Annotated in this window: 13 protein-coding genes; 5 read left to right on the top strand and 8 right to left on the bottom strand. The window is 45.9% G+C overall.

The window, feature by feature from the left end:
- The first annotated feature begins 61 nt into the window (after positions 1 to 61).
- The 5 genes from MTR11_RS18445 to MTR11_RS18425 all read left to right on the top strand — a co-directional run bounded on the left by MTR11_RS18445 (position 62) and on the right by MTR11_RS18425 (position 8,634).
- Positions 62 to 1,801: a glycoside hydrolase family 9 protein gene (locus MTR11_RS18445; RefSeq protein ID WP_243328176.1), complete on the top strand. Its 1,740-nt coding sequence runs from the start codon at positions 62 to 64 to the stop codon at positions 1,799 to 1,801.
- Between the two features lie 2 nt (positions 1,802 to 1,803).
- The gene (locus MTR11_RS18440; protein ID WP_114323607.1) at positions 1,804 to 2,694 is read left to right on the top strand and encodes an N-acetylglucosamine kinase; all 891 of its coding nucleotides are present in this window, start codon (positions 1,804 to 1,806) and stop codon (positions 2,692 to 2,694) included.
- Between the two features lie 8 nt (positions 2,695 to 2,702).
- A complete protein-coding gene (locus MTR11_RS18435; RefSeq protein ID WP_243328175.1) occupies positions 2,703 to 4,622 on the top strand; it encodes a beta-N-acetylhexosaminidase in 1,920 nt (639 codons plus the stop codon).
- Positions 4,623 to 4,706: 84 nt separating this feature from the next.
- Complete coding sequence (locus tag MTR11_RS18430; RefSeq protein WP_243328174.1) at positions 4,707 to 7,115, top strand: GH36-type glycosyl hydrolase domain-containing protein; 2,409 nt, start codon at positions 4,707 to 4,709, stop codon at positions 7,113 to 7,115.
- 106 nt (positions 7,116 to 7,221) lie between these two features.
- On the top strand, positions 7,222 to 8,634 hold the full coding sequence (locus MTR11_RS18425) for a phosphoglucomutase/phosphomannomutase family protein (protein ID WP_053809216.1): 1,413 nt from the start codon (positions 7,222 to 7,224) through the stop codon (positions 8,632 to 8,634).
- Positions 8,635 to 8,784: 150 nt separating this feature from the next.
- Here MTR11_RS18425 and MTR11_RS18420 read toward each other — a convergent pair whose 3' ends face one another.
- The 8 genes from MTR11_RS18420 to MTR11_RS18385 form a co-directional block, all read right to left on the bottom strand.
- Entirely contained in the window at positions 8,785 to 9,816 is a 1,032-nt protein-coding gene (locus MTR11_RS18420) for an ABC transporter ATP-binding protein (RefSeq protein WP_005396732.1), read from the bottom strand.
- Positions 9,816 to 11,441 (bottom strand): ABC transporter permease, encoded by a 1,626-nt coding sequence (locus MTR11_RS18415; RefSeq protein WP_005396731.1) that lies wholly within the window; start codon positions 11,439 to 11,441, stop codon positions 9,816 to 9,818. The genes MTR11_RS18420 and MTR11_RS18415 overlap by 1 nt, the downstream gene beginning before the upstream one ends.
- A gap of 99 nt (positions 11,442 to 11,540) precedes the next feature.
- Positions 11,541 to 12,554 carry a Fe(3+) ABC transporter substrate-binding protein gene (locus MTR11_RS18410; protein WP_005386566.1) on the bottom strand — a complete coding sequence of 338 codons (1,014 nt, stop codon included), beginning with the start codon at positions 12,552 to 12,554 and terminating at the stop codon, positions 11,541 to 11,543.
- 152 nt (positions 12,555 to 12,706) lie between these two features.
- Positions 12,707 to 13,936, bottom strand: coding sequence for an ammonium transporter (locus MTR11_RS18405; RefSeq protein WP_046875065.1), 1,230 nt, complete (start codon positions 13,934 to 13,936; stop codon positions 12,707 to 12,709).
- A 27-nt stretch (positions 13,937 to 13,963) separates the two neighbouring features.
- The gene (locus MTR11_RS18400) at positions 13,964 to 14,302 is read right to left on the bottom strand and encodes a P-II family nitrogen regulator (protein WP_005396729.1); all 339 of its coding nucleotides are present in this window, start codon (positions 14,300 to 14,302) and stop codon (positions 13,964 to 13,966) included.
- A gap of 188 nt (positions 14,303 to 14,490) precedes the next feature.
- On the bottom strand, positions 14,491 to 14,859 hold the full coding sequence (locus MTR11_RS18395) for a YacL family protein (protein WP_005396728.1): 369 nt from the start codon (positions 14,857 to 14,859) through the stop codon (positions 14,491 to 14,493).
- Between the two features lie 99 nt (positions 14,860 to 14,958).
- On the bottom strand, positions 14,959 to 17,556 hold the full coding sequence (gene acnB, locus MTR11_RS18390; RefSeq protein ID WP_243328173.1) for a bifunctional aconitate hydratase 2/2-methylisocitrate dehydratase: 2,598 nt from the start codon (positions 17,554 to 17,556) through the stop codon (positions 14,959 to 14,961).
- 268 nt (positions 17,557 to 17,824) lie between these two features.
- A complete protein-coding gene (locus MTR11_RS18385) occupies positions 17,825 to 20,155 on the bottom strand; it encodes a patatin-like phospholipase family protein (protein WP_243328172.1) in 2,331 nt (776 codons plus the stop codon).
- Between the last annotated feature and the right edge of the window lie 99 nt (positions 20,156 to 20,254).

The raw sequence follows: 20,254 nt of genomic DNA, 5'->3' as shown, positions 1-20,254 counted from the left end.
TATAACGAGGGTCAGGTTCAGCCTGACCCATTCCTGTTTTATCGTTTCCCGGAGACATTGAATGCTGCTACTGACTAACCACATTGGTTATGAACATCTGGGCCCAAAGAAAGCCATTGTCCAGACCGAACAACCACACTTGTCTTCTTACACTGCCCAATTGATTTGTGCCACTACCGAGCAAACCGTGGCAACTTTTGCGGTTGAAGAACAGGGTAAAGTGGCGAACTGGCATCAGGGCTATTTCTACCTCATCGACTTTTCACCTTTCACAGATTCAGGCGACTATTTCCTGCAAGTGGAAGATACGCGCTCTTCCTCTTTCACCATTGGCGAACATATTCTGTTAGATCAAACTTTGTCGGATGTGATCCACTACTTCAAATCACAACGTTGTGGTGGAATTTTCGATCAACAAGATCGACAAGTTCCAGTGCTCAACGCCAACCAAACGGTTGATGTACACGGAGGCTGGTACGACGCATCTGGAGACGTTAGCAAATATTTAAGTCATCTTTCATACGCTAATTATTTGAACCCTCAACAAACCCCAATGGTGGTTTGGAACATCCTAAAAGGGCTTTCATTGCTTGAAGGAAGCGAAGACATTGCAGCCTTCACACGTACACGTCTTATTGAAGAAGCCCTGTTCGGTGCAGACTTCCTTGTTCGTATGCAAAACGAAAAAGGCTTCTTCTACATGACGGTCTTTGATAAGTGGAGCAAAGATACTGCGCAACGAGAAATCTGTGCCTACGAAACGCAACTTGGTCACAAATTTGACGACTACCAAGCAGGCTTTCGACAAGGTGGCGGTGTCGCCATCGCAGCGCTGGCCGCGGCGTCGCGTTTAGGTGTTCACGGCGAATACGATCAACAGAAATACCGCAACGCCGCTGAAAATGGTTACTGGCACCTAAAAGAGCACAATACGCAGTACCTCAATGATGGTGAAGAAAACATTATCGACGAATACTGTGCGCTACTAGCTAGTGTAGAACTGTTTAAAGCCACCAAAGAAACTCGCTACTTGGAAGAGAGCCGTTTGTGGGCGCAACACTTAGTTGCCCGTCAAATGAGCGACGAGCAGATGCAACACTTTTGGTCAGCAAACCAAGACGGCAGTCGTCCATACTTTCACGCTGCCGAAGCAGGTCTACCAGTTATTGCCCTATGCGAATACCTAGCAATTGAAGACGACTCCGTACAGACAGAATCGGTAAAACGCATCGTTAACCGAGCGTGTGAGTTTGAGATCAAAATATCGAATAAAGTGACCAACCCATTCGGTTACCCTCGCCAGTATGTTAAAGGCGTAAATGAGTCAAAACGCGATGCATTTTTTGTCGCACACAACAATGAATCCGGCTATTGGTGGCAAGGCGAGAATGCTCGATTGGGATCACTCGCGACCATGGCGTATCTTGCTCAACCGCATATAGCATCGCAAAAAATACAGCAACAACTTTCCGTATTCGCTCAAGATGCATTGAACTGGATTGTAGGCTTAAACCCGTACGACATGTGCATGCTTGATGGCCACGGTCGTAACAACCCTGATTACCTTCCTCAATATGGTTTCTTCAACGCTAAAGGCGGTGTATGTAACGGAATCACTGGCGGCTTTGAAGACGAGGAAGACATCGCATTTAACCCACCAGCACAAAAAGACGACATGCTACAAAACTGGCGCTGGGGTGAACAATGGATCCCGCATGGCGCTTGGTACTTACTCGCGATAATGAGTCAAGCTCAGCATATTTCTCAGTTGGCAACCTCTAAAAATATTAAGGAACAATAATCATGGGGATGTATTTTGTTGGTATCGATGGTGGCGGCACGTCATGTCGAGCCAGGATTAAAGATTCACAAGGTAATTTTCTTGGCGAGGCTAAAAGCGGCAGCGCCAACATAATGCTAGGCGCTGAAATTGCAATGGCTTCGATTCTTGAATCCATCACTTCGGCTGCCGAGCAAGGCGGCCTGACACAACAAGATTTTGCATCGATGCATGTCGGCTTAGCCCTTGCAGGTGCCGAGCACAAAGCATCTTGGCAAGCCTTCATGTCTCTTCCTCATCCGTTTGCCAGTATGACTCTTAATACTGATGCTTACGGCGCGTGCGTTGGTGCACACAATGGCGAAGATGGCGCAATCATGATCGCAGGAACAGGCTCTTGTGGCATCTATCTTAAAGGATTGGAGCAGCACGTTGTCGGTGGTCGCGAATTCCCGATTTCGGATCAAGGTGGCGGCGCAGTGATGGGGCTTCGCCTAGTTCAACAAGTTTTGTTAGCAGAAGATGGCATCAGAGAGAAAACGCCTCTAGCACAACACGTCATGGCGCATTTCGAAAATGACGTTGATAACGTGGTGGCTTGGTCTAAACAAGCGCTTCCTCGTGATTATGGCCAGTTTTCTCCTGCAATTTTCCAACATGCAGAACAAGGTGATGCACTAGCAATTGAGATGCTGAAGCAAACCGCAGCTGATATAGAAATGTTTCTCGTGGCATTAAACAAGCGCGGCGCAACGCGTATTTGTTTAATGGGCAGCATTGCTGAACGTATTTTACGTTGGCTTTCGCCACCAGTTCAGCAATGGGTTGTTGAGCCACAGTTTGACGCGATTGAAGGCGCAATTATGTTTGCAGGTAAACCTGAACATAACCTTTACTCGCTCAATGCGGCGTAGGAGTAGATATGGAATATCGTGTTGATCTCGTCGTCCTATCAGAACAAAAGCAAAACTGCCGTTTCGGACTGACTTTCCATAATTTGAGCGATCAAGATCTCCACAATTGGAGCCTGATTTTTGCTTTTGATCGCTACATTCTGCCGGATAGTATTTCGAATGGTCAACTCAAGCAAATTGGCAGCTACTGCACCCTCAAACCAGAAGGGTTGGTGCTGGCAGCTAACCATCATTTTTACTGCGAGTTCAGTATTGGTTCGAACCCATTCCGTTACTATTCTGATGGATTCAATGAAGCCTTGGTCAACTTTGAAGTCAACGGCAACCTTCAGCGAGCTCAAGTCGATGTTACGCCGATCGTATTGGCTTCACCGTACCGTGAACGTAGTGAGATCCCTTCCAGCTTGACGCATGCGCAGCCTTTATTGCCAAAACCAAACCATATAGAAGTCAGCGATCACTGCTTTAGCTTTAATCATCAAGCTGGCGTTGCGGTTTATTCAAACCTAGCCAATGCAGCTAAAGAGTGGTTACTTGAAGAGCTTAAGCGCATTCATCAATTTGAGTTCGCATCAGACAATGGCAGTCAGATCATCTTCAAAGGCAACCCAACCTTGGATGAAGGCGCTTACAAGCTGAAGGTAGCAGAAGAGTCGATCAAAATTGAAGCAGGTTCTTCGTCTGGTTTTACCCATGCTTGTGCAACGTTATTGCAATTGATCAAAGTTGGCGATCAACCAGCCTCAATGGAAGTGGTTTGCTGTTCAATCAAAGACCGACCACGTTTTCGTTACCGCGGTATGATGCTAGATTGTGCACGCCATTTTCACTCCGTTGAGCAAGTCAAACGTTTGATCAACCAGTTGGCTCACTACAAGTTCAATACATTCCATTGGCACCTTACCGATGATGAAGGTTGGCGAATTGAGATCAAATCATTGCCTCAACTAACCGATATTGGCGCATGGCGTGGGTTGGATGAAACCAATGAGCCACAGTACACGCACCTTGCTGAGCGTTACGGCGGTTTTTACACTCAAGAAGACATCAAAGACGTGGTTGCCTTTGCTTCGAAACGAGGCATCACTGTAATCCCTGAAATCGATGTACCAGGCCACTGCCGTGCTGCCATCAAGTCGTTACCACACCTATTGGTTGAAGCAGAAGATACCACCGAATACCGCAGTATTCAGCATTACAACGACAACGTCATTAACCCTGCTCTTCCGGGAAGCTATGAGTTTATCGACAAAGTGTTGGAAGAAGTCTCCGCGCTGTTCCCTGCGCCTTATGTTCATATCGGTGCGGATGAAGTACCTAACGGGGTTTGGTCAAAAAGCCCTGCGTGCCAAGCTCTAATGGAACAACTGGGTTACAGCGACTACAAAGAGTTGCAAGGACACTTCTTGCGTTATGCCGAAGACAAACTTCGTAAATTGGGCAAACGCATGCTGGGCTGGGAAGAAGCTCAACACGGCGACAAAGTCAGTAAAGATACAGTGATCTATTCGTGGTTAAGCGAAGAGGCGGCGTTGAACTGCGCACGCCAAGGTTTCGATGTGGTGCTACAACCAGCACAAACCACCTACCTAGATATGACCCAAGACTACGCACCAGAAGAACCGGGCGTGGATTGGGCTAACCCGTTGCCGCTTGAAAAAGCTTACAACTATGAACCACTCGCTGAAGTGCCAGCCGACGATCCAATACGTAAACGCATTTGGGGCATTCAAACAGCATTGTGGTGCGAAATCATTAACAACCAGTCTCGTATGGACTACATGGTCTTCCCGCGCTTAACCGCAATGGCAGAAGCATGCTGGACAGACAAACAACACCGAGATTGGACCGACTATTTATCACGTTTGAAAGGCCATCTACCTCTGCTTGATTTGCAGGGAGTGAATTACCGTAAACCGTGGAAGTAATACAAAACTGATGTCGAAACATCACGCTTGAAGAGTTTTTAAATTTTGGCTGCAGATGCAGCTTAGTAAAAAGGAAAGACACAAATGAAATACGGCTATTTCGATAACGAGAATCGCGAATACGTCATTACTCGCCCTGATGTACCTGCTCCTTGGACCAACTACCTAGGTACAGAAAAATTCTGTACCGTTATCTCGCACAACGCGGGTGGCTACTCGTTCTACAACTCTCCAGAATACAACCGTGTTACTAAATTCCGTCCAAACGCGACATTCGATCGCCCAGGACACTACGTTTACCTACGTGATGATGAGACGGGTGATTACTGGTCAATCTCTTGGCAACCTGTTGCGAAAAGCCTAGACAAAGCAAACTACGAAGTTCGTCACGGCTTGTCTTACTCTAAGTTCAAATGTGAATACAGCGGCATTAGCGCAACCAAAACGCTCTTTGTACCAAAAGGCGAAGACGCGGAAATTTGGGATGTGGTCATCAAGAACACCTCTGACAAACCGCGTACGATCAGCGCATTCTCATTTGTTGAGTTCTCATTCAGCCACATTCAATCTGATAACCAAAACCATCAGATGTCTCTCTACTCTGCGGGTACGTCATACAACGAAGGCGTGATTGAATACGACCTGTACTACAACACCAACGACTTCGAAGGTTTCTACTACCTAGCGTCAACGTTTGATCCAGATTCATACGACGGCCAACGTGATAGCTTCCTAGGTCTATACCGCGACGAAGCAAACCCACTAGCAGTAGAGCAAGGTAAGTGTTTTAACACCGCGCAAACGTGTTACAACCACTGTGGCTCTCTGCACAAGCAGTTTACTATCCAACCAGGTGAAGAAGTTCGCTTTGCTTACATTCTGGGTATCGGTAAAGGTAACGGTGAACGTTTGCGTGCTAAGTACCAAGACCTTGCAGAAGTCGACAAGGCATTTGCTGGCATCAAAGCACACTGGGATGAGCGTTGTGGCAAGTTCCAAGTGAAATCGCCAAACGAAGGCCTAGACACCATGATCAATGCTTGGACGCTATACCAAGCAGAAACGTGTGTAGTTTGGTCTCGCTTTGCTTCGTTCATTGAGGTCGGCGGGCGTACTGGTCTTGGTTACCGTGACACCGCGCAGGATGCGATTTCCGTACCACATGCAAACCCAGCGATGACACGCAAGCGCATTGTGGACCTACTACGCGGCCAAGTAAAAGCGGGTTACGGCCTACACCTATTCGATCCTGATTGGTTCGATCCTGAAAAAGCAGATGTTAAACCATCTAAGTCTCCAACAGTTGTTCCTACTCCGTCCGATGAAGATAAGATCCACGGTATTGAAGACACTTGCTCTGATGATCACCTATGGCTAGTACCAACCATCTGTAAATACGTGATGGAAACCGGTGAGCACAGCTTCTTCGACGAAGTGATTCCTTACGCGGATGGTGGTGATGCAACCGTGTATGACCACATGAAAGCTGCGCTAGACTTCTCTGCTGAATACGTGGGTCAAACGGGCATCTGTAAAGGTCTACGTGCCGACTGGAACGACTGTCTAAACCTAGGTGGCGGCGAGTCTTCAATGGTGTCTTTCCTGCACTTCTGGGCGCTACAAGAGTTCATCGACCTTGCAAAATACCTAGGCAAAGACGCTGACGTTGAGAAGTACACCGAGATGGCGGCAAACGTGCGTGAAGCGTGTGAAACACACCTTTGGGACGAAGAAGGCGGCTGGTATATCCGTGGTCTAACGAAAAATGGCGACAAGATCGGTACTGCGCAGCAAAAAGAAGGTCGTGTACACCTTGAGTCAAACACGCTAGCGGTTCTGTCTGGCGCGGTTTCTCAAGAGCGCGGTGAAAAGGCAATGGACGCGGTCGACGAGAACCTCTTCTCTGAGTACGGCCTTCACCTAAACTCACCATCTTTTGCAACACCGAATGATGATATCGGCTTCGTAACTCGCGTTTACCAAGGCGTAAAAGAGAACGGTGCAATCTTCTCGCATCCAAACCCATGGGCTTGGGTAGCTGAAGCGAAACTGGGTCGTGGTGACCGTGCAATGAAATTCTACGATGCACTAAACCCATACAACCAGAACGACATCATCGAAAAACGTATTGCAGAACCATACTCATACGTTCAGTTCATTATGGGTCGTGACCACCAAGACCACGGTCGTGCAAACCACCCATGGTTAACAGGTACATCTGGCTGGGCTTACTTCGCTGTTACCAACTTTATCCTTGGTGTGCGTACCGGCTTCGATGGTCTGACTATCGATCCATGTATCCCAACGGACTGGCCGGGCTTCGAAGTGACTCGCCAATGGCTAGGTGCAACTTACAACATCAAAGTCGTTAACCCAGACTCAGTAAGCAAAGGCGTGAAGTCGATTACTGTGAACGGTAAAGCAGTAAATGGTGCCTCTGTACCAGTTCAAGCGGAAGGTTCAGTAAACGAAGTGATCGTAACACTAGGTTAATCGCTTAAAAATGCCCCAATGCACTTTTGCTCTTTAGCTTGTGCATTGGGCTCGCTAGCAAAATTTTAAGGCGCGGTGTATTGCCGCCGTTATTGAGGTTCGAATCATGATCAAATTTGGTACAGGCGGTTGGCGCGCATTCATCGGTGAAGAATTCACTAAAGATAATGTTCGTTTGGTTGCTCAAGCAGTTGCAAACATTACGAATAACGAATCTGTTGCTGATCGCGGCTTTGTCATTGGCTATGACCGACGTTTTCTGTCTGACAAAGCTGGCCGTTGGTTTGCCGAAGTTTTAGCAGCAAACGGCATCGTCGTTAGCTTTATCGATAAGTTTGTTCCAACGCCTATCGTAATGTTTAAAGCGAAGGAAATGGGCTGCGCTTACTCTGCATGTATTACGGCATCGCACAACCCGGCCGATTACAACGGCATTAAAGTCTTCATTGAAGGCGGTCGTGATGCAGATGAAATCATCACCCAAAAAATCGAATCACAAATCGATACGCTCACTGCACAAGATGTAAAAAGTGTCGATTTTGAACAAGCGGTTGAAGATAAGCTGATTCAAATTATCAACCCGATGAACGAATTCGTAGATTCGATCATTAACTTTATTGATATCGAGTCGATCAAAAAAGCCAACCTACGCGTTTTGATTGACCCGATGTTCGGTGTTGCAAAAAATGCGCTGCAAACCGTATTAATCAATGGCCGCTGTGACGTTGATGTGATTAACGATGGAAAAAACCCAGACTTCGGTGGGTTAATGCCTTCGCCAAGTGCTGCAACACTCTACCGTTTGATGCACCTAGTAAAAGAGCAAGGTTACGATATTGGCATCGGTACCGATGGCGATGCGGACCGTCTTGGTATTATTGACGAAAAAGGTAACTTCATTCATCCGAATGAAGTCCTGATTCTACTTTATTATTACTTATTGGAGTACAAAGGTTGGACAGGTTCCGTGGTACGTAACATCGCGACGACTCATCTTCTCGATAAAATTGCTGAAGACCACGGTGAAAAATGCTTTGAGGTACCAGTAGGCTTTAAGCACATCAGCTCTCAAATGGAAGCGGATGACTCACTGATTGGTGGGGAAAGCTCTGGCGGCCTAACCATTCGCGGCCACATCAAAGGTAAAGATGGCGTCTTCGCGTCTAGCTTGTTAGTTGAAATGATTTCAGTAACCGGCAAGAAGCTGTCTGAGTTGCTAGATGAAATCTACGGTAAGTACGGCTATGCCTACATGGCAGAAGGTGATTGCAAGTTCAAACCGGCGCAAAAAGAGGTACTGTTCAACAAAATTTATATTGAAAAGCAGTTGCCTGAGTTTGAGTTTGAAATCGAAAAAGTCAGCTATGAAGATGGTGCGAAAGTCTACTTCAAGAACGGCGGTTGGATCATCGCACGCTTCTCTGGTACTGAGCCGTTACTACGTATTTTTGCAGAAATGCAAGATAAGGACACTGCGGAACGTGTTCTTCAACAGTTTAAAGACTTCTTATCTTTATAACTGACCTTGTGCCCGCTTCGAGCACTTCGGCTACGCTTGTCATGTAATTCAAGCTGTCGCTAAGGGGAAGAATACTTGCCCGGCATCACTGCCGGGCTTTTTTATTGTGTGTAGGCAGGCATAAGAGAATAGTAAAGGTACCCAGTAACGTTATGCGAATGCCAGCACGCCCTGCGTTTCAATTTTCACAGCAACAGACTCACCAATATTTAATGCCTGCGATGCTGTAGCCAACAAACGGTCGCCATTCGCATCAATCACGTAACGGCAGTGGTCGCCCATAAAGTGCTGCTCCAGCACCGTTACTGAGCTCTCTTCATCGGATTGAATTTGTACATGTTGCGGCCTTAGCAACAAAGAGCATTCAGACTGCACTGGGATCTCTTGTTGGGCTGTGGCTTCAACCACACCCAAGTGGGTTTCATATTCTGAATCCGAAACTCGTTTAGCGGCCAGGTAGCTACCACCACCTAAGAAATCCGCAACAAACTTACTTGAGGGCTGGTAGTAAAGCTCAGATGCCGTGCCATATTGCTCGATAACACCATTGTTCATCACTGCCATTTTATCAGCGAAGGCAAAAGCCTCTTCACGGCTATGCGTAACAAAAATGGCAGTCACGCCTTGCGCCTTAAAAATCTTACGGATCTCACTTATCAACTCATGGCGAACTTGCGTATCAATATTAGAGAACGGCTCATCCAGCAACAATAAGTCTGGGCTGTAAGCTAATGAGCGAGCAATCGCAACACGCTGCTGCTGTCCTCCAGACAATTGATGAGGATAACGATCGCCATAGCCTTGCAAATGCACGAGCTCGAGCATCTCTTGGACTTTGCCATTTTTCTCTTTTGTCGAGTAATGCTTTAAGCCAAAGGCAATATTTTGCTCCACCGTCAGGTGAGGAAAAAGCGCATAATCTTGGAAAATCATCCCGATATTACGCTGTTCTGGTGGCAACCAGTTCTCCCCATCATCAATCGTGACGCAATTTAAGCTCATTTCGCCTGACGTTAACGGCAATAATCCCGCAACGGCTTTTAATAGTGTTGTTTTTCCGCAACCACTTGCACCTAGTAAACAGACAATTTGCCCTTGCTCCACCTCAAGAGACAATGATTCGAGTACGGTTTGATCATCATATTGGCAAGTTAGGTTTTTAATTGATAATGCGCAGCTCATCAGTGATTTTGCTCCAGTGAACGGTTAACAACAACAAGCGGGATCAACCCAACAAGAACCAACAGAACCGCAGGCAAAGCGGCCAATTCTAAATGCTCATCCGAGGCGAAGTTATAAACGTATGTGGCTAGTGTTTCAAAGTTAAATGGACGAAGTAATAGAGCCGCATTGAGCTCTTTCATCGACTCGATAAACACTAACAGAGCCGCAATCAGTGCACCACGTTTAACCAGCGGAAAGTGCACACGCCACAGCATGGCATTAGGCTTACAACCCATGGTGCGAGACGCCATATCTAACGAAGGCGAAATTTTATTTAAATTACTTTCGATACTACCAATCGCCACCGCTGAAAAGCGCACAACCATGGCAAAAACCAGGGCGAACATGGAGCCAGAAAAAATAAGTCCCGGTCTTCCCCACTCCATGGCTTTAGCAAGGTCGTTGACGCGGTGATCCATAAATAGTACTGCGACCATCACACCAATCGCTAATACGGTTCCTGGCACTGCATACCCCATCGAAGAAAGACGCATAAATGCCAAGCTTTCGCGCTTGCCATTGACGCGATGGGTAAAGTTAACGATCAGTGCGACAGCAACACCAATAATGGCGGCAATAACCGACACGACCAAACTATTCCATGCGTATTCACGAAACTCGGGGGTCCAACTCTGCGCAAAGTAAGTTATCGCATAATCAATCAGCTGTAGTAATGGCAAAATAAACGCGACCGAAACCAAGCCCCAACACCAAACCAGCGCGGTCCACTTTTTCCAGCCCGTCAACTCATAACGAAAATCTTCGTGACTGTTAAATTGGCTTTGAAAAAGCTTTTGTTTACGACGACTGTAGCGTTCGGCACTGAGAAGCAGTACTACAATGACAAGCATCATGGCTGAAATCTTGGCTGCTGCATTAAGATTAGAGTACCCCAACCAAGTATCGTAGACCGCTGTGGTTAACGTATTCACAGCGAAGTAACTTACAGTACCAAAGTCACCGATGGTCTCCATTGCGACCAGCGACAAACCCACAGCGATAGAAGGTCGCACTAGTGGCATCGAGATGCGCCAAAAGCTTTCCCATGGAGAGCACTTGAGCAAACGCGCGCTTTGCAACAAAGAGACATTTTGCTCCATAAATGCAGCTCGACACAGCAAATACACGTAAGGGTACAGCACTAAAGCCAACACAAAGGTCGCGCCAGGCAAGGTGCGAATATCAGGGAACCAATACTCGCCAGGTCCCCATCCGGTTACATCACGCAAAAAGATCTGAATTGGACCAGCAAAATCAAACCAATCAGTAAAAATATAACCAATGATATAACCTGGCATCGCAAGAGGTAACACCAATGCCCACTGCAACCATTTTTCGGTCGGCAGTTTACACATGGCCATTATCCAAGCGCTTGGTATACCAAGAATTAAGGACAACACCATTACGCCAATAGTGAGCGCAACCGTGTTAAAAATATAAGTCGGCATGACTGTCGCCATTAAATGGGCAAACAAATCATCCGTTTCACCAATTGCGGTGTAGAAGATCGCTAAGATCGGCAAAACCAGTAACAGAGTTATTACCCCACTACTGGTTTTCCATAAAGAGTGTTTATCTTTCATCGCCTAATTACTGCAAGGCTGTATGAAATACAAATGCTGTTGCAAATACATCTCATATCCTTTAATCAAATGGGGGTACTGTTATACCCCCACAAGGAATTAAAGGTCAAATTTCACTTCGTCTAATAGCTTAATTGCCGCTTCGTGGTTGGCTGCAATATCGTCTAGAGAAAGCTTGTCTGCTTTAAAGTCACCCCAAGATTCCACAAGTTCAGAACGCTTCACGCCTTCTTTAACAGGGTACTCGTAGTTAACTTCTGCGTACATCTGCTGCGCTTTGTCACCCGTTAGGAATTCCATTAGCTTCACAGCATTGTCTTTGTTTGGAGAGTACTTCGCCATCGCCATACCAGAGATGTTTACGTGAGTACCTGTAGTCTCTTGGTTAGGGAAGTTAATGTAAACTGCATCTGCCCAAGCTTTTTGCTCTTTGTCGTTAACCATTTTACCTAGGTAGTAGCTGTTACCTAGAGAAACATCACATAGGCCTTCTTTGATCGCTTTAACTTGTGCACGATCGTTGCCTTGTGGTTTGCGAGCAAGGTTTGCTTTCACACCTTCTAACCACTCTTTGGTTTCTGCTTCGCCATTGTGAGCAATCATTGCTGAAACTAGAGAAACGTTGTACGGGTGCTTACCGCTACGAGTACAAATTTTACCTTTGAACTCTGGCTTAGCTAGATCTGCATAGTTGAAATCTGCGCCTAGTTTACCTACGCGATCACGTGAAGAGTAAACACTACGTGAACGTAGAGTTAGGGCAAACCACTCATTCTCTTTATCTTGGTATTGAGCTGGTACGTTTTCTTCAATGATTTTGCTATCTACTTTCTGAACTAAACCTTTGTTTGTCAGTTCAGCTAGACGACTGATGTCTGTCGTAAGGATAACGTCAGCTGGGCTGTACTCGCCTTCTTGAGCTAGCTTTTCTGCTAAGCCTTTTTTAGCAAATTTTACGTTTACTTTGATGCCAGTTTCTTTAGTGAACTCGTTGAACATAGGCTCAACTAGGAAAGGTTGACGGTAAGAGTAGACGTTCACTTCTTCAGCAGCCATTGCTGTTGGAGCTAAGGTTGCGCAAGTTAATGCTGAAAGAGTTAGCAGTTTTTTCATTGTTTAATCCTTTACCATGCTAATGATAACGTTTATCAGTTGCGTTATTATATGTATGTTCAATAAGAAGACAATGACAAATATTAAAAAACCTGCTCATCGGAGCAGGTTTTTATATGTTGAGAGTGTAACTATTTATTACAGGCTATTGATTACTTCACAGTGACAAATTCTGGGTACGCACCGACGCCACAATCATGCATGTCCATACCTTCCATTTCTTCATCTTCCGTGACGCGAATTCCAACGGTTGCTTTCAAGATAGCCCACACCACTAGACTGGCACCAAATACCCAAGCAAAGATAACGACTGCACCTAAAAGCTGCGCACCGAATGTAGCATCGCCGTTACTTAGTGGCACAACCATCAAACCAAAGAAGCCACAAACACCATGCACTGAAATCGCACCGACTGGGTCATCAATTTTTAGTTTATCTAGGCCAATGATGCTGAATACGACTAGCGCGCCAGATACTGCACCGATAGCAACTGCATATAATGGCGATGGTGATAGAGGATCTGCGGTGATAGCAACCAAGCCAGCTAGCGCACCATTGAGAATCATCGTTAAATCCGCTTTGCCCCAAGTCGTTTTACATACAAATAGCGCCGCAATAGCACCTGCAGCAGCAGCTGCGTTGGTGTTTAGGAAGATCTGACCTACCGCTGTTGCGTTCTCAAAGTCTGAAACCATCAACTGAGAACCACCGTTAAACCCAAACCAACCAAACCAAAGGATGAAAGTACCTAGTGTTGCCAAAGGCATGTTTGAACCTGGAATCGGGTAGATTTCACCGTTTTTTCCATATTTACCTTTACGAGCACCAAGAAGCAATACACCAGCGAGAGCTGCAGAAGCACCAGCCATATGTACGATACCTGAACCTGCAAAGTCGCTAAATCCAGCTTCTGCTAGGAAACCACCGCCCCATGTCCAATAACCTTCCATTGGGTAGATAAATGCGGTCAAAATCGCAGAGAAAACCAAGAAAGACCAAAGCTTCATACGTTCAGCCACCGCACCAGAAACGACAGACATTGCCGTTGCAACGAAGACGACTTGGAAGAAGAAGTCAGATTCTAGAGAGTGATCAGCCCCTTCACCTTGAGTACCAATCAGCGCACCAAATGAAGGTAACCAGCCTCCTTCCCCGTTGTCGACATACATGATGTTGTATCCAACGATCAGAAACATCGTACATGCAATTGCGTACAAACAGATGTTCTTCGTAAGAATTTCTGTTGTGTTCTTAGATCGCACAAGACCCGCTTCTAGCATCGCAAAACCAGCTGCCATCCACATTACCAACGCACCGGAAATGAGGAAGAAAAAGGTGTCAAGTGCGTAACGTAACTCGGTTACTGTTGTTGTTAATTCCATAATAAGTTTCTCCAATCCCTTGAATTCTTAAAGTGCTTCTGCGTCCATTTCGCCCGTTCGGATACGCACCGCTTGGTTCAGGTCGTAGACAAAAATTTTACCGTCACCAATCTTTCCTGTTTGCGCAGCTTTTGTAATCGCTTCAACCACTCGCTCAACATTATCCGCGTGAGTAGCGATTTCAATTTTCACTTTTGGTAGGAAATCGACCTGATACTCAGCGCCGCGATACAGTTCCGTGTGGCCTTTTTGACGACCAAACCCTTTAACTTCTGATACCGTCATCCCTTCGATACCGACGTTAGCCAATGCTTCTCGCACATCGTCTAATTTAAACGGCTTAATAATGGCATTGATTATTTTCATTCAATTCTCTCCGAAGCTTTCATCCTGAAACACTTCTAATAATCCAATCTACGTGCCAAGTTTTTAAGTCATTGAATAATAAAAACTAACGTCAATTTACATATCTATAAACAAAAAGGGCGCACCATATCGGTGCGCCCTTTTCACAAATTTAAAGCAACAGAAGGAAAGTTACCCAAAACTGTGCACTAAATGTTCAAAAAGTCTTTCCATCGCTCGATAAGAATCATGAAGTCCTCTATTCCACAGCTTGCTGTACTTTCTGCATTGTAGAAATCGAATTCACTTTCCATCTCAACATCATGGTCATGGGCCAATGCGTTTTCTTGCACTAGGACTTCATCGCCCAGAATCATCAAGCTAATTTCTGTACCTGTTAGGTTATGCTCTTGAGAAGGCGCTGAAAATGACTGCTCAATTAACTTTTCAACCTGAGCAATCTTCATAGGATCTTTGCCAATTTCTTCTTGCAGCCAGCGCCCAACAATCTCATGCCCCATGCTGCATTTTACGTAGTACTCGCCCATTAACGTGTTACGGATGAATTCAAATTCCATCGAGATTGCCTTTTCGTATCAATTTGGTGCGGAGTATAGCGAATTGCGCCCATAAAAAAAGCACCTCGTTTGAGGTGCTTTTTAATTGTGCAGTTAAACTTATGCAGGCTCTTGGAAGATCACTTCATCCGCTTTCTTGGTGTACTGATCCATTTTATGGAAGTTCAAGTAGCGGTAAGTATCTGTAGCGGTTGCATCAATTTGCTTCGCATACTCCAAGTACTCTTCTTTAGTTGGAATCTTACCAAGGATTGCACCTACGGCAGCTAGTTCCGCAGACGACAGGTAAACATTCGCACCAGTACCTAGACGGTTCGGGAAGTTACGCGTTGAGGTAGACATCACTGTTGATTTGTCTGCAACACGCGCTTGGTTACCCATACACAGTGAACATCCTGGTGTTTCGATTCGAACCCCAGCACGGCCAAAGATACCGTAATAACCCTCTTCCGTTAGCTGATCCTTGTCCATCTTCGTTGGCGGAGCGATCCATAGACGAGTTGCAAGCTGTCCGTTGAACTTATCTAGCAGCTTACCAGCAGCGCGGAAGTGACCGATGTTAGTCATACAAGAACCGATGAACACTTCATCAATCGCTGTGCCTTGTACTTCAGACAACAAGCGAGCGTCATCCGGATCATTCGGTGCACATAGTACTGGCTCATTGATTTCAGCCATATCGATTTCAATTACATGTGCATATTCAGCGTCTTTATCCGCTTGCATCAGCTCAGGATTTGCTAGCCACTCTTCCATCGCTGTAATACGACGTTCGATAGTACGGCGGTCACCGTAACGTTCAGAGATCATCCACTTCAGCATTACAATGTTAGAGTTTAGGTACTCTTCGATCGACTCTTGCGACAGTTTCACAGTACAACCTGCCGCAGAACGCTCAGCAGAAGCATCAGAAAGCTCAAATGCTTGCTCAACTGTTAGCGTTTCTAGGCCTTCAATCTCAAGGATACGGCCAGAGAATTCGTTGATCTTGCCCGCTTTTTCTACCGTTAGTAGACCTTGCTGAATCGCGTAGTAAGGGATGGCATGAACAAGGTCACGTAGTGTGATACCCGGTTGCATTTCACCTTTAAAGCGAACCAAGATTGACTCAGGCATATCTAGTGGCATAACGCCTGTCGCAGCAGCAAAGGCAACCAAACCCGAACCTGCTGGGAATGAAATACCTAGCGGGAAACGAGTATGTGAGTCACCACCAGTACCAACTGTATCCGGTAGTAGCATACGGTTTAGCCATGAGTGGATAATACCGTCACCCGGGCGAAGAGATACGCCACCGCGGTTCATGATAAAGTCCGGAAGTGTGTGGTGCGTGTTTACGTCTACTGGTTTTGGATACGCAGAGGTGTGACAGAAAGACTGCATGACAAGGTCAGCAGAGAAGCCCAAACACGCCAAGTCTTTAAGTTCATCACGAGTCATAGGGCCGGTAGTATCTTGCGAACCTACTGTCGTCATCTTCGGCTCACAGTAGGTACCAGGGCGAATGCCTTCTACGCCACACGCTTTACCAACCATTTTCTGTGCAAGCGTGTAACCCTTGCCAGAATCTGCGATTTCACCAGGTTTACGGAATACATCCGAAGGCTCAAGACCTAGCGATTGACGCGCTTTGTCTGTCAAACCACGACCGATGATCAATGGGATACGACCGCCAGCACGAACTTCATCAATCAGTACTTCCGTTTTCAGCGAGAACTCAGCTAAAACTTCACCTGTTTCGTGATTACAAACTTTACCTTCATATGGGTAAACATCGATAACATCGCCCATGTTGAGCTTAGTCACGTCGACTTCGATTGGTAGTGCGCCCGCATCTTCCATTGTGTTGAAGAAGATAGGTGCAATTTTACCACCAAGCACATAACCACCAGCACGTTTGTTTGGAACGTAAGGGATATCATCTCCCATGAACCAAAGAACTGAGTTGGTTGCAGATTTACGTGAAGAACCAGTACCAACAACATCACCAACGTAAACCAATTGGTGACCTTTTTCTTTCAATTCTTCAATTTGCTTGATCGGACCAATATTGCCCGGTTGATCAGGATTGATGCCTTCACGCTCGTTCTTCAGCATCGCAAGTGCGTGCACTGGGATATCAGGACGAGACCAAGCATCAGGTGCAGGTGAAAGGTCATCCGTGTTCGTTTCACCTGTTACTTTAAATACAGTTAGAGTGACTTTTTCTTCAAGCTTAGGCTTAGAAAGGAACCACTCAGCATCAGCCCATGACTGAAGTACTTTCTGTGCATGCGCATTGCCTGCTTTTGCTTTCTCTTCTACATCATAGAAAGCATCAAACATCAGAAGTGTATGAGACAATGCTTCTACAGCAATCTCTGCCAGTGCTTCGTCATCAAGTAGCTCAACTAGCGGCTCGATGTTGTAACCACCTTGCATAGTGCCTAGCAGTTCAGCCGCTTTTTCACGACTCACTAATGGTGATTTAACTTCACCTTTTGCTACTGCTGTTAGGAAACCCGCTTTTACATAAGCAGCTTCATCAACACCTGGAGGGATACGGTTTTCAAGTAGGTCAAGAATGAACTCTTCTTCACCTTGCGGGGGATTTTTCAGAAGTTCTACAAGTCCAGCAACTTGTTCTGCGTCTAGCGGTTTAGGAACAACTCCTTCAGCAGCACGCTCTTCGACGTGTTTACGGTAGGCTTCAAGCACGACTTTTTCCTCTCATTGCGGTTCCTCCTCTATTATTACTATTGTTAAAGTAAAGGAGTGAACATCCTTGGAAACTTGGCTCTCCATTGCCCTTGTTTTCATTCAATTATGATTGAGAAACAGCGCCGTAGAGGCCAAACTGTGGGCAAAATAATAGCAAATTTAACCTTAAATTAAAATCTTATCATTTTGACCAACATAGCAACTTACGACTAAAGTTCTGCTAATTTTGACCAAATATGCCAAGTTTTTGCTTTCTTATACCCGGTTAATTAAACGACGTTCCTACGATCAAATACACAGCATCCATATCCTGCTCAGTACGACCATAAGCCAACATAATTGGCCCGATTGGTGAGTCAACACCAAAGAAAATAGAGCCAGCATTGTAAAGTGGCGCTTCATTCAGCTTCAGATCATTATCTGACCACACTCCACCGTATTCCACTGATGCACCTAGGTAGACTGGCGCTTCAAATAGTCCAAAGTCATTGTCGAACCATTTGTATCGGTACACCAAGCTACTAAAAAACAGGTTCTGTCCAATCAAGCTATTTCTTGGGATACCAGATAGGTTTAAAAAGCCGCCTAACTCTCTCGGGTCAAGCGGAACCGATGAATTTTTACTTTCTACAAAGCTATATTCTGCATGTCCGACTAAAGTATGACGCTGATGACTGACCGCACCTTTGAATCGCGCGGAGATTTCATACACGGTATCTTCAATCATCTTTTCCGTGTCGAGTAGAGTGATACCTTCCGGACTCTTGTCATGGGATACGAAATATTCAAGATCGACCAGCAGTCCGCGAGTAGGAAATGCAAAATCATCAAGCGTATCGAGTCGATAGCTCGCAAATATACCTTTGCGCTCGAAGTCTAGCTGCCCTGCCGAGGCCAAGGTAGACAGCTCAATATCTCCTGTAGAGTAACGAGCACCAAGGCGCAACTCTTGCCATAACGTAGGTTGAATGCCAATCGCCAGTTCTGAAGCAAAGTCATTATAGGAAACGGGTAAGAAGTCGTTAACTGAGCTGAGGTCCGGGTTTTCAAACTCGGTAAAAGGTAAGTTTCTATCTTCACTGCTGTATCCAACACGGCCAGCAACAAAAAGCGTTTGGCTAGATAAAACAGGCGAATACAACTCAGCTTCTATCAGCTTATCCGTGCCCATTTCTACGTTGAACGCCAACTCTGCACCATGCGAGTTTAAATTAGTAAAATTGGTCGACATACCGATGCCGTATTGGCTATCCGTATCGAAGTCATCTTCAAGGAAAAATCGAAAGTTAACGTAATTCGGCCCCCACGACTTTTCGTTAACATCAAAAACCAACAATGTCTTACCATCAACATCTTCAAAGTGGTAAGTGATTAACTCAAAACGATCCAACGCATAGAGATTTTCAACGGCTTTTTCTATTTCAGCCGTTGGAATACGACGACCTGTTTTCAATTGGATACGGTTGGTAAGTAATACATCACTGTAGTGGGTGTTATTCACTATCACAATGTCATCAACAATGCGTTTATCACCGTAAACCAGCGTCTTACGTACCTCTTGCTTGTGATCAATGTACTTTTGGTATTCTGCGTTCGATAAACTTAGACCAAGCAGCTTATCTTCAAGCTGCTTGGTAATATCGTAGCCCGCTTGAAAAGCCCAAGGCATTTTGTCGAACTCGACCGTTTCCATGGTGCCCACATTGGGACGAATATAAATATCTTGTGGTTCAAGCTCGTCCACTTGCTGTTGCGTACTGCGACGAACTAGGTAATTAGAAAGTTGATCCGCTACAGTAAACAGCCCGGTAAACTCATCTTCGGTTTTGTAGTCGGTGCTAATATCGACAGCAATAACAACATCAGCCCCCATGGCGCGAGCCACATCGACAGGCATGTTATTGACCACGCCGCCATCGACAAGCATATGGCCATTGAGCTTATAGGGAGGAAGCGCTCCTGGTACAGACATGCTAGCCATCATGGCGTCCACAAGGTAGCCATTGCCAAGAACCACTTCCTCTAGCGCAAGAATATCTGTCGCCACAGAGCGATAAGGAATGGCAAGATCATCAAAAGAATCGAATCGCCCTAAGTTCCCTGTAGTCTCACGCAATACGCGCAACATGTTCTGGCCTTGCACGACACCCGTTGGGGCACGAACCTCACCAAATCTTAAGCCGAGGTCAGTGTTAATTTGATAGCGGTCTTCATACTCTTTATCACGAACTCGGCGTTGACTACGGTCGACACGATCTCGATAACCACTGCTCCAATCGACGGTGTAGATAAAACTTTCAATTTCATCAGCGCTCATCCCCGTTGCATAGAGACCACCAACATAAGCGCCCATACTGGTGCCCGTTACGATATCGACCGGGATCTGCATCTCTTCTAACGCTTTGAGGACGCCGATATGCGCAGCGCCTTTTGCTCCGCCACCGGCGAGCACAACTGCCACCTTTGGACGAGGCTCCACGTCATCCGTTTTTGCTAGAGAGTTGGCGAGGGAAACTGAAGGAGTGGTGATCAAAAAGGCACTAACCCAAAGCGCGAAATGGCGAGTCGACGGGCTTGATAACAGCTTTTTGAACATTCACTTCTTCCTTTGTTGAATTTCTTATCAAGTAGGGCGTGCTAGCAGCACCGCACTAACACGCCCTAATATGTACTAAGAATTGACCAGAGAGACAAG

Source organism: Vibrio sp. CCB-PB317 (genome assembly GCF_022808245.1).
Taxonomy (GTDB): Bacteria; Pseudomonadota; Gammaproteobacteria; order Enterobacterales; family Vibrionaceae; genus Vibrio; species Vibrio diabolicus.
The sequence above is the reverse complement of the archived record's forward strand: the minus strand, read 5'-3'. Positions and strand labels throughout refer to the sequence as shown.

Bases quoted from the DNA above. Each gene is read 5' to 3' on its own strand.
- MTR11_RS18410 (WP_005386566.1), bottom strand. From the start codon at position 12,554: ATGAAAAAACTGCTAACTCTTTCAGCATTAACTTGCGCAACCTTAGCT.
- MTR11_RS18385 (WP_243328172.1), bottom strand. From the start codon at position 20,155: ATGTTCAAAAAGCTGTTATCAAGCCCGTCGACTCGCCATTTCGCGCTT.
- MTR11_RS18425 (WP_053809216.1), top strand. From the start codon at position 7,222: ATGATCAAATTTGGTACAGGCGGTTGGCGCGCATTCATCGGTGAAGAA.
- MTR11_RS18415 (WP_005396731.1), bottom strand. From the start codon at position 11,441: ATGAAAGATAAACACTCTTTATGGAAAACCAGTAGTGGGGTAATAACT.
- MTR11_RS18405 (WP_046875065.1), bottom strand. From the start codon at position 13,936: ATGGAATTAACAACAACAGTAACCGAGTTACGTTACGCACTTGACACC.
- MTR11_RS18420 (WP_005396732.1), bottom strand. From the start codon at position 9,816: ATGAGCTGCGCATTATCAATTAAAAACCTAACTTGCCAATATGATGAT.
- MTR11_RS18435 (WP_243328175.1), top strand. From the start codon at position 2,703: ATGGAATATCGTGTTGATCTCGTCGTCCTATCAGAACAAAAGCAAAAC.
- MTR11_RS18395 (WP_005396728.1), bottom strand. From the start codon at position 14,859: ATGGAATTTGAATTCATCCGTAACACGTTAATGGGCGAGTACTACGTA.
- MTR11_RS18430 (WP_243328174.1), top strand. From the start codon at position 4,707: ATGAAATACGGCTATTTCGATAACGAGAATCGCGAATACGTCATTACT.
- MTR11_RS18440 (WP_114323607.1), top strand. From the start codon at position 1,804: ATGGGGATGTATTTTGTTGGTATCGATGGTGGCGGCACGTCATGTCGA.
- MTR11_RS18445 (WP_243328176.1), top strand. From the start codon at position 62: ATGCTGCTACTGACTAACCACATTGGTTATGAACATCTGGGCCCAAAG.
- MTR11_RS18400 (WP_005396729.1), bottom strand. From the start codon at position 14,302: ATGAAAATAATCAATGCCATTATTAAGCCGTTTAAATTAGACGATGTG.